The sequence below is a fragment of the Phytomonospora endophytica genome (assembly GCF_014202425.1).
Classification (GTDB): domain Bacteria; phylum Actinomycetota; class Actinomycetes; order Mycobacteriales; family Micromonosporaceae; genus Phytomonospora; species Phytomonospora endophytica.
The window spans coordinates 520,553-537,021 of the sequence record NZ_JACHGT010000001.1; the positions used below are offsets into that span (position 1 = coordinate 520,553).

A 16,469-nucleotide genomic window follows, 5' to 3' on the forward strand; every position below is an offset into this window, starting at 1 on the left:
GGCCGGCCGGTTATGGAATCGTTTCGGCCGGGCTAGCCTCGGCGGATGCGCTTCGGGGTCCTCGGCCCGCTCGCGGTCTGGCCGGCCCCGGGCGCGCCGGTCGCCGTCCCCGAGACGAAGGTCCGGCTCCTGCTCGCCGACCTCCTCGCGCACGCCGGTGAACCCGTCGGCGTCGACCGCCTCATCGACGACCTGTGGGGCGCCGGCCCGCCCGCCGACCCCCGCGCGGCCCTGCGCGTCAAGGTCTCGCAACTACGGCGGGTCGTCGGTCGCGACCTGATCACGCACACCGCGCGCGGCTACGTCCTGCTCTCCACCGACATCGACGCCGCCGACTTCGAGACCGCGCTCAGCCGCGCGTCGGCGTCACCCGATCCGATGGGCAAGGCGGAACTGCTCACCGGCGCCCTCGCGCTGTGGCGCGGCGAGGCCTTCACGGAGTTCGCCACCGAACACTTCGCGCGCCCGGCGATCACCCGCCTCGGCGAACTGCGCCTGTCGGCGGTCGAGGAACTCGCCGAGGCACGCCTCGAACTCGGTGAGCACGTCCGCGTCGCCGCCGACCTGTCCGCACTGGTCACCGCGCACCCGGGACGCGAACGCCTGCGGGCCGCGCACCTGCTCGCGCTGTACCGCTCGGGCCGCCATGCCGAGGCCGTCGCGGGCTTCACCGACCACCGCGAGCGCCTCCGCGAGGACCTCGGCCTCGACCCCGGTCCGGAGATGGCCGCGCTGCACCGCGCGATGCTCGCCCACGACACCACCCTGCTCCCGGTGACCCGCCCGCGCCCGCCGACGCCCCCGCACCCACTGCTCGGGCGGGACAACGACCTCGCCGCCGTGCACGACCTGCTCGGCGGCGCGCGGCTGGTGACGCTGCACGGCCCCGGCGGCGTCGGCAAGACCCGCCTGGCTCTCGCCACCGGAGCCAGCGCCTTCGCCGAACTGGGCGCACTGCCCGCCGGGTCACCGGGAGAGGCCGTGGCGTCGGTGGTCGCTGCGGCCCTGGGGATCCGGGACACCGACGACCTCTTCGCCGCCGGCCTCACCGGCCTGCTCCTGCTCGACAACTGCGAACACGTCCTCGACGCCGTCGCCGGGCTCGCCGCGAAGCTCCTGCGGGGTGCGCCCGGACTGCGGATCCTCGCCACCTCAAGGGAACCGCTCAACCTGACCGGCGAGCGCGTCCATCACCTCGCGCCACTGGCGAAGGCCGACGCGGTCCGCCTCTTCACCGCCCGGGCCGGTCCCGCCGCCCGCGCCGACGACGAGCGAGTCGCCGAGATCTGCCGCCGCCTCGACGGCCTGCCCCTCGCGCTCGAACTCGCCGCCGCCCGCGTGCGCGGCCTCGGCGTCGACGGCGTCGCCGAGGGACTCGGCGACCGTTTCGCCCTCCTCACCGACGGACCCCGCGACGCCCCGGCCAGGCAGCGCACCCTGCGCGCCGTCGTCGACTGGAGCTGGGAACCCCTGCCACCGGAGGAGAAGGCCCTGCTGCGGCGGCTCGCGGTCTTCGCGGGCGGCGCCGACCCGCGGGCCGTCGAAGCGGTCTGCGGTGACGGCGCCCGGCTCGCCCGCCTCGTCGACCGGGCGCTCGTGACGACCGTTCACAGTGCTGGGAGGGTGCGATACGGGCTGCTCGACACCATCGCCGCGTACGGGCTGGAGCGCCTGCGTGAATCGGGCGAGGAGACCGCCGTCCGCGAACGGCACCGGTCGTACTTCACCGCGCTCGCCGAAAAGCAGACCGCCCGTCTGCGCGGGCCCGGCCAGCTCGACGCCCTGGCCGTCCTCGACACCGAGACGCCCAACCTGCGCGTCGCCCTCGACGAGCGGCTCGCCGTCGTGCTCGCCTGGTACTGGCACCTGCGTGGTCGCCGCGCGGAGGCGCGACGGGCCTTCGCCCCCGCCGAAGGGCCCGAAGCGCGGACCTGGCGCGCCGTGCTCGACATCGCCGCCGGCGAAGAACCCGACCCGCCCGCCCGTGCGGCGAAGGCCCACGCCGAGGACCCCCGGCCCGAGGCCGCGTGGCTCCTCGGCGACGCCCTCTTCGGCCTCGGCAGCGTCGGCAACGGCGAGGACTTGAACGACATCGCCCACAGCGCCGCCACGGACGTCTGGGGTACCGCCGCGACGCTCGTCGCCCGAGCCCGCCGCGCCACCATCCGCGGGCACCTCGCCGCCGCCGAGAAGGACGCCACCCGGGCGCTGACGCTCACCCGCGACGGCTGGCTGCGGTCCCAGGCCCGCGAAGAACTGGCGCTGCTCGCCGAGATCGCCGGCGAACACGAACGTTCGGCACGACTGCGCACCCAGGCGCTCGCCGACGCCCGCGAACTCGGTCTCCCGACCGCTCCGGGCCTGGCCCGGCTTGGCCGCACCGCGCTGCTCACCGGCGACCTCGAACGCGCCCGGGCACTGCACGAGCGGGCGCTCGCCGCGGCGACGGAGTCCGGCGACGAGGGGACCGCCCAGTTCGCCGACGTCGGCCTCGCACTCATCGACCGCCGCGAAGGTGCCCTCGACGAGGCCGAGACGCGGCTCGAACGCTGGCTCGACTGGTGCCGCCGCCGCGACGGTGACGCCGGACTCGCGCTGATCCTCGCCGAGCTGGGCTTCGTCGCGGAGGCCAGAGGCGAGGCCGACCGGGCACTCGCGCTGCATCGGGAAGGGCTCGCGGCGGCGAGACGGTTCGGGGACCCGAGGGCGGTGGCCTACGCGCTCGAAGGGATCGCGGGCGCGTACGGCCTGAAGGGGCGGCCGGGGCTGGCGGGGCGGCGTCGCGCTCGTGCCGGGGTGTTGAGAGCCGGGGGGTGAGCTGGGTGTGGTGTTCTCGCGTCGCGCGAACAGCGTGCCGGGACGCTGATCCCGGGCGCGCGTCGGCGCATCGCGAGAGCCGGCGCCCGCTCCCGCACGCAGGGAGAGCGGGCGCCGACCGGTCTCGGTGACGAACGCGAGGTCTCGAAATATCACACCTCGCCCGTATCATTGTTTTTGGGGCCCCTTTGGGGTGAGTGGGGGAGCGCGTTCTTCGCGTGCCCGTCCGCGTCTTCGGCGTGCCCGTGCCTAAGTGCCCGCCGCCCGCGCCTGCCGCGCACCCCCGCCCACCTCACCCCGCCCCGAACTCCTCCAGCAGCCGCCGCGCGATGATCGTCTTCTGGATCTCCGCCGTCCCCTCACCGATCAGCAGCATCGGCGCCTCCCGGTACAGCCGCTCGATCTCGTACTCCTTGGCGAAGCCGTAGCCGCCGTGGATCCGGAACGAGTCCTCGACGACCTCCTTGCAGTACTCCGCCGCCAGGTACTTCGCCATGCCGGCCTCAAGGTCGTTGCGCCGCCCGCCGTCCTTCCTGCGGGCCGCCATGACCATCATCTGGTGGGCCGCCTCGACCTTCGTGCCCATCTCGGCGATCTTGAACGCGATCGCCTGATGCTCGGCGATGGCCTTCCCGAAGGTGTGCCGCTGCCGCGCGTACGAGATCGCCAGCTCCAGCGCCCGCATCGCCACACCGCAACCGCGGGCGGCGACGTTCACGCGCCCGACCTCGATCCCGTCCATCATCTGGTAGAAACCGCGTCCGGTGGCGCCGCCGAGGACCGCGTCGGCGGGCAACCGGAAGTCGTCGAGGAACAGCTCGGTCGTGTCGACGCCCTTGTACCCCATCTTGTCGATCTTCCCGGGGATCGTCAGCCCGGGCGCGACCTCGCCGAAGCCCGGCTCCTTCTCGATCAGGAACGCCGTCAGGTTCCGGTGCGGCGCCTCAGCGCCGTCCTCGGTGCGGCACAGCACCGCCACGAGGTTCGCCGAACCGCCGTTCGTCAGCCACATCTTCTGCCCGTTGAGCACGAAGTCCGCGCCGTCGCGGCGTGCGCGGGTCCGCAACGCCGCCACGTCGGAGCCCACGCCCGGCTCCGACATCGAGAACGCGCCCCGGACCTCACCGGTCGCCATCTTCGGCAGCAGCCGCGCCCGCTGCTCCTCCGTCCCGTGGTGGGCCAGCAGGTGCGCGACAATGAAGTGGGTGTTGATGATCCCCGAGACGCTCATCCACCCGCGCGCGATCTCCTCGACCACCAGCGCGTACGTCAGCAGCGACTCGCCGAGCCCGCCGTACTCCTCGGCGATCGTCAACCCGAACAACCCCAGGTCCTTCATGCCCTCGACGATCTTCGCCGGGTACTCGTCGCGGTGCTCCAGCTCGGTCGCGACCGGCAGGATCTCGGCGTCCACGAACTCCCGCACGGTCGCCAGGATGTCGCGCTGGTCCTCGCTCAGACCCTCCGTCGACGCCAGCCGCCTCATCACCGGCTCCCCTTCTCCGTCGGCACCGGCGTCGGCCGGCCGGGCTGTTCCCCGCCGCGCGCGGCCAGGTACGCGTAGGTCGGGACCATCACCTTGCGGCGGAACACGCACACCACCGTCCCGTCCTGGTTGTATCCGCGCGTCTCGACGTGCACGATCCCGCGGTCGGGCTTCGACTTCGACGGCGTCTTGCCGAGCACCTCCGTCTCGCCGTAGATCGTGTCCCCGTGGAAGGTCGGCGCGATGTGCCGCAGCGACTCGACCTCCAGGTTCGCGATGGCCTTGCCCGACACGTCGGGCACCGACATGCCCAGCAGCAGCGAGTACACGTAGTTGCCGACGACGACGTTCCGTTTGAACTCCGTGCTCGCCTCGGCGTAGTGCGCGTCGAGATGCAGGGGATGGTGGTTCATCGTCAGCAGGCAGAACATGTGATCGTCGTACTCGGTGACCGTCTTGCCCGGCCAGTGCCTGTAGATCGCGCCGACCTCGAACTCCTCGAACGTGCGCCCGAACCCCATCTCACGCCTCCGGGGGAGTGAAGGCGGACGTCCGCGACATGCCCGCCGCGCGGCCCTTGCCCGCGATGACGAGCGCCATCTTGCGGCTCGCCTCGTCGATCATCTCGTCGCCCAGCATCGCCGAACCCTTGTGGCCGCCGCCCTCGGAGGTCGCCCAGTCGTAGGCGTCGAGGATCAGCTCGGCGTGGTCGTAGTCGTCCTGTGCGGGGGAGTAGACCTCGTTGGCGACCTCGACCTGACCGGGATGCAGCACCCACTTCCCGTCGTAACCGAGGGCCGCCGAACGCGCGGCGACCTCCCGGAAACCGTCCACGTCGCGGATCTTCAGGTACGGCCCGTCGATGGCCTGCAGGTCGTGGGTCCGGGCCGCCATCAGGATGCGCATCAGGATGTAGTGATAGGCGTCGGCGGGATATCCCGGCGGCTGCTCGCCGACGACGAGGGACTTCATGTTGATGGAGGCCATGAAGTCGGCCGGCCCGAACACGATCGTCTCCAGGCGCGGCGAGGAACCCGCGATCTCGTCGACGTTGACCAGACCGCGGGAGTTCTCAATCTGCGCCTCGATGCCGATCCGGCCCACCGGCAACCCGATCGTCTTCTCGATCTGGGTGAGCAGCAGGTCGAGCCACCGTACCTGGGTGGCGTCCTGCACCTTCGGCAGCATCACGCAGTCGAGCCGGTCCCCGGCGCCTTCGACGACGGTGATCACGTCCCGGTACGTCCAATGGGTCGTGAGGTCGTTGACCCGCACGACGGTGGTCTTGCCCGTCCAGTCCCCGGTGGTGAGCGCCTTGACGATCAGGTCGCGCGCGCTCTCCTTCACCGCGGGGGCGCAGGCGTCCTCCAGGTCGAGGAACACCTGGTCCACGGGCAGGCCCTGGGCCTTCTCCAGGAACCTCGGGTTGGATCCCGGTACGGCCAGACAGGACCGTCGGGGGCGATGGCGATCTACGGACATGAGGCGGGGACTCCCTTCGTCGCGGCCGCCCGTGTCGTGGCGGGCAGGCCGTTCGCGCGCCGGATCTCGGTCACGATGGCGTCGATGATCTCGGTGAGATCGAAGTCTTTCGGTGTGTACACCGCGGCCACCCCGGCCCGGCGCAGGCGAGCGGCGTCGGCGGCGGGAATGATGCCGCCGACGACCACCGGGAGGTCGCCCGCGCCGGACTGACGCAGCAGGCGCAGGATCTCCGGCACCAGTTCGGTGTGCGCTCCCGACAGTATGGACAGTCCGACGCAGTGCGGGTCCTCGGCGACCGCCGCGGCCGCGATCTGCCGCGGGGTCAGCCGGATCCCCTGGTAGATGACCTCGAAACCGGCGTCGCGGGCGCGCACGGCGATCTGCTCGGCGCCGTTGGAGTGCCCGTCCAGGCCCGGCTTGCCGATCAGGAGACGCAGTCCACCGGTGCCGAGCTCGGCGGCCGTGGCGTGCACCCGGTCGCGGACCCGCGCCAGCGGCGAACCCTCCGGGACGGTCACGGGAGCGGCGGCGACGCCCGTCGGCGCCCGGTACTCGCCGAACACCTCCCGCAGCGTCCTGGCCCACTCCCCGGTGGTGACGCCCGCCTCCACGCACGCCAGCGTCGCCGGCATCAGGTTCACGCCGGGGCTGCGCGCGTCGGTCGCGAGCCGTGCCAGGGCCGTGCGGACGTCGGCGGCCGAGCGGGCGGCGCGCCATTCGCGTATCCGTGCGACCGCCGCGCGTTCGGCCTCCGGGTCCATGCGGTGCACGGCGGTGTCCAGGTCGGCGGTCAGCGGACTCGGCTCGGTCGTCTCGAAGCAGTTGACGCCGACGACCTTCTCCTCGCCCGACTCGATCCGCGCCCGTCTGCGCGCGTGCGCGGCGACCAGCGAGGACTTGAGGTACCCCGACTCGACGGCCGCGATCGCGCCGCCCATGTCGAGGATCCGGTCGAGTTCGGCCCGCGCCTCGGCGGCGAGCTCGTCGACCTTCGCCTCGACGACGATCGAGCCGTCGAAGAGGTCGCCGTGTTCGAGCAGGTCGCTCTCGTAGGCGAGGATCTGCTGGGCCCGCAGCGACCATTGCTGGTCCCAGGGCCGGGGCAGCCCGAGGGCCTCGTTCCAGGTGGGCAACTGCACCGCCCTCGCTCGCGCGCCCTTCGACAGGGTCACCCCGAGCATCTCCAGGACGATCCGGGGCAGGTTGTTCTCCGGCTGCGCCTCGGTCAGGCCGAGCGAGTTGACCTGCACGCCGTAGCGGAAGCGCCGGTGCCGGGCGTCGGTCACGCCGTAGCGCTCGCGGGTGATGTCGTCCCACAGCCGCGCGAAGGCGCGCATCTTGCACAGCTCCTCGACGAAGCGCACGCCCGCGTTGACGAAGAAGGAGACGCGCCCGACGACCCGCGTGAAGCCCGCGTCGTCGACCTGGCCGGAGTCGCGGACGGTGTCGAGGACCGCCACGGCCGTCGCCAGCGCGAACGCGATCTCCTGCACGGGTGTCGCCCCGGCCTCCTGGAGGTGGTAGCTGCAGATGTTGATCGGGTTCCAGCGCGGGATCTCGGCGACGGTGTAGGCGATCAGGTCGCAGGTGAGCCGCAGCGACGGCCCCGGCGGGAACACGTGGGTCCCGCGCGAGAGGTACTCCTTGACGATGTCGTTCTGCGTCGTGCCGGCCAGGCTCGCGACGTCGGCGCCGCGTTCGGCGGCGACGGCCCGGTACAGCGCCAGCAGCCACATCGCGGTGGCGTTGATGGTCATCGACGTGTTCGTCGCGTCGAGCGGGATCCCGTCGAAGAGTTCGCGCATGTCGCCCACGTGCGCGATGGGGACGCCGACCCGCCCGACCTCCCCGCGCGCCAGCGGATGGTCGGGGTCGTAGCCGGTCTGCGTCGGCAGGTCGAAGGCCACCGACAGGCCCGTCTGGCCTTTGGCGAGGTTGCGGCGGTAGAGCGCGTTGGAGGCCGCGGCCGAACTGTGGCCGGCGTAGGTGCGCATCAGCCACGGTTCGTCGCGTTCGGTGCTCATCCGCTCTGCCCGGCCAGGGCGGGAGCGGGCACGGCGGCGGCGTCCTGCGTCCCGTTGGCGCGGAACCTGTTGATCGCCGCTTCGTGTTTGGCGCGCAGCTCGTGGTCGGTGATGCCCAGCCCCTCCTCGGGCGAGAGGCAGAGGACGCCGACCTTGCCGTGGTGGAGGTTCTTGTGCACGTCGTAGGCGGCCTGCCCGGCGTGTTCGAGCTTGTAGGAGCGCGACAGCGTCGGGTGGATACGGCCCTTGGCGATGAGCCGGTTGGCGGCCCAGGCCTCCTTGTAGTTGGCGAAGTGCGAGCCGACGATGCGCTTGAGGTTCATCCACAGGTACCGGTTGTCGTACTCGTGGGTGTAGCCCGAGGTCGAGGCGCAGGTGACGATCGTGCCGCCGCGTTTGGCGACGAAGACCGAGGCGCCGAAGGTCTCGCGGCCGGGGTGCTCGAAGACGATGTCGACGTCCTCGCCGCCGGTGAGTTCGCGGATGCGCGCGCCGAGCCGCTTCCACTCCTTCGGGTCCTGGTTGTGCTCGTCGAGCCAGAAGCGGTAGTCCTCGGCGGAGCGGTCGATGACGGCTTCGGCGCCCATCGCCTCGCACAGGGCGGCCTTCTCAGGCGACGACACGACGCACACCGGTGTCGCGCCTCCCGCGAGCGCGTACTGGACGGCGTAGGAGCCCAGGCCGCCGCTGGCGCCCCAGATGAGGACGTTGTCGCCCTGCTTCATGGCCGCGCCGTTGGCGGAGATGAGCTGGCGGTAGGCCGTCGAGTTGACCAGGCCGGGGGAGGCGGCCTCCTCCCAGGTGAGGTGGGCCGGTTTCGGCATGAGCTGGTTGGTCTTGACCAGCGCGAGTTCGGCGAGGCCGCCGAAGTTGGTCTCGAAGCCCCAGATGCGCTGCTCGGGGTCGAGCATGGTGTCGTCGTGGCCTTCCGCGCTCTCCAGTTCGACGGAGAGGCAGTGGGCGACGACCTGGTCGCCGGGCTTCCAGTTGTTCACGCCGGCGCCGGTGCGCAGGACGACGCCGGACAGGTCGGAGCCCAGGACGTGGTACGGCAGGTCGTGCCGCTTGGCGAGCGGCGACATGCGGCCGTAGCGGCTGAGGAAGGCGAAGGTGGGGATCGGCTCGAAGATCGAGCTCCACACGGTGTTGTAGTTGATGGCGCTGGCCATGACCGCGACCAGGGCCTCGCCCGGGCCGAGCTCCGGGACGGGCACCTCGTCGAGGTGCAGCGAGCGGCGCGGGTCCTTGTCGGCCGAGGGCTGGCCTTCGAACATGCCGGCCTCGTCGCGGTGAAGGGTCACCCCCCGGTAGTGCTCGGGCACCGGAATGGACGCGAACTGCGCGGGCGTGGTGTCCGCGGAGCGGATCGCCTCAAGGATTTCCTGCACGATGACCTCCCGAAATCCGTGGCCTCCTGCGTCCGAGTGTGACGCGGGGCACAGTTCGTTACTCGTGAGTAACACGATAATGGCACGCGATGCCTTTGTAAAGACACTCCGTGCCAGAAATTTGACACCGCTTTGAGACCTAGCGCGCACCCACGTGAAGTCGCAGGACGTCGGCCCGGGTATTAAGATTTCGCCCGTGCTCCCGACGACCCGCTCCACCGCATCCCGCTCCCTTCGCGTAGCCGTGCTCACGGCCGCCGCGGCAGTCGCCGTGGCCGCCTGCTCGCCGTCGGGACCCCCCACGATCGCCTCGCCGCTCGGGACGCTCGTACAAACCGACGCCGCCGGCGCCCTCCCGCTCGAAAAGACCTTCGACGTCGCCCAGACGGCGCTCGTCGGACCGCACTTCGCCTTCGCCGTCGGCGGAGCCCAGTTCGCCAAGAACATCGACGCGGCCAAAGCCGCCGAACTCGGCCTCGAAGGCCCCCTGACCGCGCCCCCCGGGTACGAGGTCATGACCTTCCAGATCTCCCCCGAGTACACCGCCGAAGCCGCCCTCAGCGGCCGCGACGGCGCCACCGCCGCACTCGAACTCGGCGACCGCACCGTCGACCTCGACGAAGTCCCCGAGCCCGGCGAACTCATCGTCGCCATGGCCCAAGAAGGCGCCCCCGCCAAACTCGTCGTCACCGACGCCGGAAAACGCTTCAGCGTCAACCTCCGCGACGGTGTGCACGAAGAATTCGTCCCCGCCCTCCTCGTCGCCCCGACCCTCTCCTCCTACGGCAACGCCGGGCCCTACGACCAGGAAGTCAAAGCCGAAACCGACGAGTGGATCATCACCTTCGGCACCGGCACCGAATTCCAGCTCGCCCGCACCGCCTGGGCCGAAGGCTACGAATGGGCCCCCGACGGGAAACTCTGGATCGAAGTCCAGTTCACCTTCCAGCACCTCTGGAAAGGCAAGAACGTCGACATCGACTGGGTCCTCGACCCCGCCAAATCCCTCACCCTCAAAGTCGGCGACAGCACCGTCAAGGCCACCAAGACCGAGACCGGCGAGAAGCAGAACCAGATGATCGCCTACTCCATGGTGTTCGAGGTGGCACCCGAGACCGCCGCCGTGGACATCGTGTTCAAACCCAGCGGCGACATCAAGGTCATCGACGGCAGCAAGAAACTCAAGCCGAAGATCACCAAGGCGCCGAAAGAGAAGAAGTACACCGTCGAGTTCTGAGCCGGCTGGGCTGGTTTGGGCTGGGCTGGTTTGGGCGGCGCGAACGAAACCGCCTTGCGGGTAGGGGATCGGGCTCGGCCCGCCGCCGGTGCCGGGTCCCCGGCGTGGGGGTCGAGCGAAGCGAGGCTCACGCTCTCGGGGCCGCGTCTTGGGTTCCTGGCGTGGGGGTCGAGCGAAGCGAGGCTCACTGTCGGGGCCGCGTCCTGGGTTCCCCGCGTGGGTGGGCCGTGAGGCGGAACTCGCGCTCCTGAGGCGGGTACCGGTTTCCCCGCGAGGCCGGGCCGCGAGGCGAGACTCGCTCAAGCGAGACCGCTGCGGCCCGCCGGCGCCGGTCCCGGCCACGTGAGTGAGTCTTCCGTCGCGAGTCCGCCAAGCGATACCGGGCCCGTCCTCCACGAGGACGGGCCCGGTCCACATCCCGCCGTCGCCGTGGCCCGCGACCTACCCCTCCAGTGCGCGGCGGACCCGCTCGGCGACCTCCGCCGAATCCAGATCCGTCCGCGCCACGACCACCACCGTCCCCGGCACCGACGCGCCCCCGCCCGCGAGCTCGCCGTTCACCCGGTCACCCCCCACCGGAACCGCCGACCCGTTCGTTCCCACGAACCGCCGCCGCACCGTCCCCACCGCACGCTCCAGCCGCGCCTCGACGTCCCCGTCGCCACCGGCCCGCAGCCACAACCGCAGCACGTGATTGTGCGCCGCCACGATCGCCGCCGCCGCGACCTCCGCGAGCAAGGGCGCGTCGACATCATCGACCGGCACCCGATCGGCGTGATCGAGCAGATACCTCGTGAACAGCCTCTCGTACCGCGAGACCACGGCGATTTCCCGCTCACGCAACGCCGGAACCTCGCGCAACAAGCGATAACGCGCCACCGAGGCCTTCGGATCCGCCGCGTACATCCGCAACACCTCGCGAATGCCCCGGTACACCACCGACAACGGCTCCTCGCCCGGCTCGGCACCGTCCAGCACCGCCGCCACCCGGGCCAGCGTCTCGTCATGATCCGGGAAGATCGCGTCGTCCTTACCCGGGAAGTACCGGAAGAACGTCCGCCTCGCCACACCCGCCGAAGCCGCGATCTGATCCACGGTCGTGTCGGCATACCCCTGCTCGGCGAACAACGCCAGCGCCGAGGCCGCGATCTGCTGCCGGGTCCGGCGCTGGCGATCCTCGCCACTCGATCCGCGACGGGCGTCGCCGACCTGATCACGCACAGCCATATTCCAGCCTCCCCAGCCCGGGCTCGCGCCGGACGGAACCTTTACCAACAGCGAGCCTAGGTCGGGGGAGGTCAATCCGGATCGCTGGGGTGTTCGGGATCGAGCCGGTGCACACGCAGCCGCCGCTCGGCCAGCGCCGCCCAGTCGAAGGAGATCCGGAACGACTCGTCATCGTCCAGACGCTCCGGATCGGCGTGCACGAGCCCCTCGGGCGTGTCGACCGTCAACGAGACGATCGTCGCGCTCGACAGGAAGACCAGCGGATTCACCGCGAAGTCCACCAGCCCGTGCCGCACGTCCTCGGTGTCACGCTCGATGAGCCTCGCCAGCTCCGTGATGGTCGTCGTGACCTCATCGGGCTTGTTGAGATCCTCGGTGAACAGCTCCGCCAGCTCCCCGGCGATCGCCGCGATCTGATACTGCCAGCGGCCCTCATCGGACTCGCGCTCCCACTCCGGATCCATCGGCAGCACCTCTGACGGCAGCGGAAGCATCTGCGGTATCCGCCACCGCTCGGTCCCACCGACCACCTCATGACGGCACAACCCCAGCCTGCCCATCAGCAGTGCCAGATCCCGGACCGTCCGCGGCTCGCGCAGCCCCAGCCGCCCGAGCGCGCCGACACAGCGTTCCCTCCGCTGCCGGTCGGAAGCGTCGATCTCACTGGTACGCCACTGCTCGTCGGTCGAGAAACCCCAGAAGATCGGGCCCTCCAGACCACCGGTCGCGTTGTCGAACCAGCGTTCGCCACTTCGCTGACCCCGCGCGACCAGCGCGTCGAGGTCGCCGTCGGCCTCACTGCCGGTCGCCCCACGCAGCAGCAGCCACAGCCACTGACCCTGCGTCATCGGGAGCACCTGGAACCAGCCGGACGCCATCCACTCGTTACCGTTCGGGTCTTTCCGCCTCGCCATCTCGACCCCCACGTTGCGTAGTGATCAGTACACGGTGAAAGCTTGAAGATTCTCGCGGTGTAGTGCACGTGCGACGTGGCCGTCGATCCGGCCACCGACCTGTCTCCATTGTGGACCGCGTTCGCCTCGTCGGCACGCGGCTGTATGAGACTTGTCTGAGAATACGGTGACGGTCCTGTCACCTGCGGTATTACCAGGGTACCGTCCCTGGATGTGACATCCGCCGGCACGCAGCGCCCCACCCGCGTTCTCGTGGCCGACGACGACCCGGCCGTGCGCGAAGTGCTCGTGACCGCACTCGAACTCGCCGGGCACAAAGTGCGCGCCGAACCCGATGGATCCCGCGCGCTCGCCGCGCTCGGCGAGTGGCCGCCGGATGTCGTCGTGCTCGACCTGCTCATGCCTCACGCCGACGGCCTCGAAGTCTGCCGACGTCTTCGTACCCGCGGAGATCGAGTTCCAATCCTCATGCTCACCGCCCGCGACGCCGTCGGCGACCGCGTGGCCGGGCTCGACGCCGGCGCCGACGACTACCTCGCCAAACCTTTCGAACTCGACGAGCTCCTCGCGCGCGTCCGCGCGCTGCTCCGGCGCGCCTACCCGGCCGCCGAGACGCGCTCCCACGCGGGCGTCACCCTCGACCCGTCCGAACGGCGGGTGTGGCGCGACGGCGAGGAGATCGAACTCACCCGCACCGAGTTCGCGCTCCTGGAAATCCTCGTGGCGAACGCCGGGCGAGTCGTGACGCGAGAAGTGCTCACCGAGCAGGTCTGGGGCTTCGACTTCGGGCCCACCTCGAACTCCCTCGACGTGTACATCGGCTACGTCCGCCGCAAACTCGAAAACGGCGGCCGCGAACGCGTCGTGCGCACCGTCCGAGGGCTCGGCTACCGCCTGGGCCCCGGGTGAACCGTTCGATCCGGGCGAGGGTGAGCGTCACGGCCGCGCTGGCCGCGGCGATCGTGGCGATCCTGGCGCTCTCGGCGGCCTACCTGGTAACCCGCCACGAACTGAACGCCGAACTCGACCTGAGCCTGCGGAGGGCCGCGACGAACGTCGCCCGCCAGGTCGACGCGGGGACCTGGGTGCACGCGGGGGAGTGCCTGTGGCTCGCCTCACCCGGCTGCGTCCAGCTCGTGGCCGCCGACGGCACCGTCACGCCCGAACCGGACGCGAACCAGCCCGCCGTCGCGCCCGGCGCCCGGGACGTCGCCACGGGCGACCGTGCGGCGTTCTACCGGGACTCGACCCTCGACGGGCATCCCGTGCGCAGCTACATCGCGCCCGTGTCCGGTGGAGGGGCCGTACAGGTCTCCGTGCGCGCCGACTCCGTCGACAGGGGCCTCGCCCGCATCGGCGTCGCCCTGGGCCTGACCGGGGCCGCCGGGGTGCTCCTCGCCGCGCTCCTCGGCTATCTGGTGGCGCGCACGAGCCTGCGCCCGGTCGCCGAGCTGACCCGCACGGCCGAGACGATCGCGGCGACCCGCGACCCGGCCCACCGCATCGACGTGCGCGGTGACGACGAGCTCGCCCGTCTCGGCGCCAGTGTCAACACCATGCTCGACGAGCTCGACGCGGCCCTGCGAGCGCAGCGGCGGCTCGTCGCCGACGCCTCGCATGAGCTGCGCACGCCCTTGACGAGCCTGCGCGCCGGCCTGGACCTGCTCGCACGCGGTGAACTGCCGCCGGAGCGGGCGGTGCGGCTGGCGGAGAGCCTGCGGGTGCAGGGCGTCGAGCTGACCGGGCTGGTCAACGACCTGATCGAGCTGGCGCGCGGTGACGACGGGGAGCGCCACGTCGAGGACGTGCGGCTGGACGCCTTGGTGGAGCACTGCGTGGACACGGCACGGAGGCATTGGCCGGGCGTGGAGTTCACGGTCGCGGTGGAGGCGACGGTGGTCGACGGGGTGCCGGAGCGGTTGGCGCGTGCGGTGGCGAACCTCCTGGACAACGCGGCGAAGTTCGCGGGGTCCGGGCACGTCCGGGTCGGGCTGGACGGGGGCGTGTTGCGGATCGCCGACGACGGCCCGGGCATCGCGGAGGGAGAGTTGCCGCGTGTGTTCGATCGGTTCTGGCGTGCGCCGTCCGCGCGCGGTCTGCCGGGTTCGGGTCTGGGGCTGGCGATCGTGCGGCAGGTGGTGGAGGCGCACGGCGGGGTCGTGACGGTGGAGTCGAAGGAGGGGGAGGGGACGGTGGTGACCGTCGCCCTCCCCGCGAACAGAACCACTTAACACACTGACGGCATCACCCATGAGCACTCGACGTCCGTGGGGTACCCGGGGTCGGTCGCCGTCGGCACGGCCGTTGCCGCGAGTCCTTCGGCGTTCTTGCTGTACGAGGCGAGTGCGATGGCGATCTGGTCCTCGATCGGTTTGACACTCAGTTGGGTGACGAGGTGGTTGAGCTGGACGCCGAAGACGAGGAGTCTGCCGTCGGCGTCGGTGACGTATCCCGACAGCGAGGACACTCCGGTCATGGAGCCGGTCTTGCCGTGGACGTTGTTGGCGGCGGGCGTGTCGCGCATGCGGTTGCGGAGGGTTCCGCCGGTCAGGTAGTCGGGGTTGCCCGCGATCGGGAGTGAGGCCTCCCAGGTCGGGTACCAGGGTTCGGCGCGGATGGCGACGAGCAGGTCCATGATCTCGGCGGTGGGGATGTAGGTCCTGCGGGTCATTCCGGAGCCGTCCTCGGCGACGTACTTGTCGGTGTCCATGCCCTTGGTCGCGGCGTAGGCGTTGATCGCGCCCATGCCCGCGTCCCAGGTGCCTTCTCCGGCGGTGGCCTGTCCGATGGCCTTGACGAGCACTTCGCCGTGGCTGTTGAGCGAGTACTTCATGAAGGGGACGATCATCTCCGACAACGGCATCGAGTCGCGTGCGGCGAGGACGGGCGCGTTCTCGGGGGCGCTGATGCCGACGCGGGTGCGGCCGTCGACGGTGATGCCGTGCTTCCTCATGGCCGTGCGGAAGATCTCGGCGACGAGCCCGGTCGGTTCCCACACCGACGGCAGGTCGGCGGCGGGTTCACCACCGACGGGGATCGTGCCCGACACGTCGATGATGTTGCTGCCGTGGCGGCGTTCGATCCAGATGTCGTTCTCGCCGTCGGCGGCGACGGTCTTGGCCGTGTTGGAGACACGGATGTACTTGTTCGGCGGATCCATCTTGATCTTGGGTCGTCCGCCGACCTTCCCCGGCGACACCTCGAAGAAGATCGTCCCGGCGTTGTAGTCGGTGTCGTAGCCGGAGATGTTCAGCGCCGAGACCTGCGCGGCGAACTGGTAGGGCTCGTCGTCCCAGGCCCATTCCAGGCCGAGGCGGCGGGAGTCGAAGAAGGTGTCGTCGGCGATGAGGTCGCCGGTCACGGAGGTGACTCCGGCTTCGGCGAGTTTCGCGGCGAGCGCGTCGTAGTCGGCGTCGATCATGGTCGGGTCACCGGTGCCGCGTAGGTAGACGTCGCCGTCGAGGACGCCGTTGTGCACGGTGCCGTCGCCGCGTACGTCGGTGGTGAAGCGGTGGTCGGGGCCGAGGATGCTCATCGCGGCGGCCGACGTCAGGAGCTTCATGTTCGAGGCGGGGATGCCGGCGCGGTCGCCTTGGTGGTCGTAGATCGTCTCGCCGGTGGCGGCGTCGCGGACCTGGACGGTGCTCTGCGCGCCGGACAGGCGCGCGTCGGTGAGGATCTGGTCGATGATCTCGACGAGCCGGGCGTCGTCGGACGGGTCGGCGCCGGCCGAGTTCACGGCGAACGCCACGGACCCGGCGGCCACGAGGGCGGGCACCAGCACTTTGACGAGCAGGTTTCTCTTCATGTCGGGCATCTCCGATCGACCTGGACGGTTGTCACCCCTCTCGACGACGGCGACACGTGTTCGCGTTTGTTGCCGAGCCCGTA

Annotated in this window: 12 protein-coding genes; 4 read left to right on the top strand and 8 right to left on the bottom strand. The window is 70.8% G+C overall.

Annotation, left to right across the window (positions count from 1 at the left end; genetic code table 11):
* Positions 1 to 45 precede the first annotated feature (45 nt).
* Positions 46 to 2,817, top strand: a complete 2,772-nt coding sequence (locus tag HNR73_RS02155; protein ID WP_184785493.1) for an ATP-binding protein — start codon at positions 46 to 48, stop codon at positions 2,815 to 2,817.
* A 292-nt stretch (positions 2,818 to 3,109) separates the two neighbouring features.
* Here HNR73_RS02155 and HNR73_RS02160 read toward each other — a convergent pair whose 3' ends face one another.
* Genes HNR73_RS02160 through ccrA form a run of 5 tightly spaced genes read right to left on the bottom strand, consistent with a single transcriptional unit; the run spans position 3,110 to position 9,200 of the window.
* On the bottom strand, positions 3,110 to 4,303 hold the full coding sequence (locus HNR73_RS02160; RefSeq protein ID WP_184785494.1) for an acyl-CoA dehydrogenase family protein: 1,194 nt from the start codon (positions 4,301 to 4,303) through the stop codon (positions 3,110 to 3,112).
* Positions 4,303 to 4,824 carry a MaoC family dehydratase gene (locus HNR73_RS02165; RefSeq protein WP_184785495.1) on the bottom strand — a complete coding sequence of 174 codons (522 nt, stop codon included), beginning with the start codon at positions 4,822 to 4,824 and terminating at the stop codon, positions 4,303 to 4,305. The genes HNR73_RS02160 and HNR73_RS02165 overlap by 1 nt, the downstream gene beginning before the upstream one ends.
* Position 4,825: 1 nt before the next feature.
* Positions 4,826 to 5,785 carry an HpcH/HpaI aldolase/citrate lyase family protein gene (locus HNR73_RS02170; protein ID WP_184785496.1) on the bottom strand — a complete coding sequence of 320 codons (960 nt, stop codon included), beginning with the start codon at positions 5,783 to 5,785 and terminating at the stop codon, positions 4,826 to 4,828.
* Positions 5,776 to 7,812: an ethylmalonyl-CoA mutase gene (locus tag HNR73_RS02175; RefSeq protein ID WP_184785497.1), complete on the bottom strand. Its 2,037-nt coding sequence runs from the start codon at positions 7,810 to 7,812 to the stop codon at positions 5,776 to 5,778. The genes HNR73_RS02170 and HNR73_RS02175 overlap by 10 nt, the downstream gene beginning before the upstream one ends.
* A complete protein-coding gene (ccrA, locus tag HNR73_RS02180; protein WP_184785498.1) occupies positions 7,809 to 9,200 on the bottom strand; it encodes a crotonyl-CoA carboxylase/reductase in 1,392 nt (463 codons plus the stop codon). The genes HNR73_RS02175 and ccrA overlap by 4 nt, the downstream gene beginning before the upstream one ends.
* A 196-nt stretch (positions 9,201 to 9,396) precedes the next feature.
* Here ccrA and HNR73_RS02185 point away from each other — a divergent pair, with 196 nt between their 5' ends.
* A complete protein-coding gene (locus HNR73_RS02185; protein WP_184785499.1) occupies positions 9,397 to 10,437 on the top strand; it encodes a hypothetical protein in 1,041 nt (346 codons plus the stop codon).
* A gap of 441 nt (positions 10,438 to 10,878) precedes the next feature.
* Here the strand turns inward: HNR73_RS02185 and HNR73_RS02190 are convergent, their stop codons facing one another.
* Both HNR73_RS02190 and HNR73_RS02195 read right to left on the bottom strand, forming a co-directional pair.
* Entirely contained in the window at positions 10,879 to 11,658 is a 780-nt protein-coding gene (locus tag HNR73_RS02190; RefSeq protein WP_203686103.1) for a TetR family transcriptional regulator, read from the bottom strand.
* Between the two features lie 77 nt (positions 11,659 to 11,735).
* Positions 11,736 to 12,578 carry a DUF6042 family protein gene (locus HNR73_RS02195; RefSeq protein WP_311677066.1) on the bottom strand — a complete coding sequence of 281 codons (843 nt, stop codon included), beginning with the start codon at positions 12,576 to 12,578 and terminating at the stop codon, positions 11,736 to 11,738.
* A gap of 213 nt (positions 12,579 to 12,791) precedes the next feature.
* Between HNR73_RS02195 and HNR73_RS02200 the strand changes: the two genes are divergently transcribed.
* Together HNR73_RS02200 and HNR73_RS40590 are read left to right on the top strand one after the other, a co-directional pair.
* Entirely contained in the window at positions 12,792 to 13,487 is a 696-nt protein-coding gene (locus tag HNR73_RS02200) for a response regulator transcription factor (RefSeq protein ID WP_203686101.1), read from the top strand.
* Positions 13,488 to 13,507: 20 nt separating this feature from the next.
* Entirely contained in the window at positions 13,508 to 14,809 is a 1,302-nt protein-coding gene (locus HNR73_RS40590; RefSeq protein ID WP_203686099.1) for a sensor histidine kinase, read from the top strand.
* Here HNR73_RS40590 and dacB read toward each other — a convergent pair.
* On the bottom strand, positions 14,806 to 16,386 hold the full coding sequence (gene dacB, locus HNR73_RS02210; protein ID WP_184785503.1) for a D-alanyl-D-alanine carboxypeptidase/D-alanyl-D-alanine endopeptidase: 1,581 nt from the start codon (positions 16,384 to 16,386) through the stop codon (positions 14,806 to 14,808). The two genes, HNR73_RS40590 and dacB, sit on opposite strands and share 4 nt — an antisense overlap.
* Between the last annotated feature and the right edge of the window lie 83 nt (positions 16,387 to 16,469).

Bases quoted from the DNA above. Each gene is read 5' to 3' on its own strand.
- HNR73_RS02155 (WP_184785493.1), top strand. From the start codon at position 46: ATGCGCTTCGGGGTCCTCGGCCCGCTCGCGGTCTGGCCGGCCCCGGGC.
- HNR73_RS02160 (WP_184785494.1), bottom strand. From the start codon at position 4,303: ATGAGGCGGCTGGCGTCGACGGAGGGTCTGAGCGAGGACCAGCGCGAC.
- HNR73_RS02165 (WP_184785495.1), bottom strand. From the start codon at position 4,824: ATGGGGTTCGGGCGCACGTTCGAGGAGTTCGAGGTCGGCGCGATCTAC.
- HNR73_RS02170 (WP_184785496.1), bottom strand. From the start codon at position 5,785: ATGTCCGTAGATCGCCATCGCCCCCGACGGTCCTGTCTGGCCGTACCG.
- HNR73_RS02175 (WP_184785497.1), bottom strand. From the start codon at position 7,812: ATGAGCACCGAACGCGACGAACCGTGGCTGATGCGCACCTACGCCGGC.
- HNR73_RS02195 (WP_311677066.1), bottom strand. From the start codon at position 12,578: ATGGCGAGGCGGAAAGACCCGAACGGTAACGAGTGGATGGCGTCCGGC.
- dacB (WP_184785503.1), bottom strand. From the start codon at position 16,386: ATGAAGAGAAACCTGCTCGTCAAAGTGCTGGTGCCCGCCCTCGTGGCC.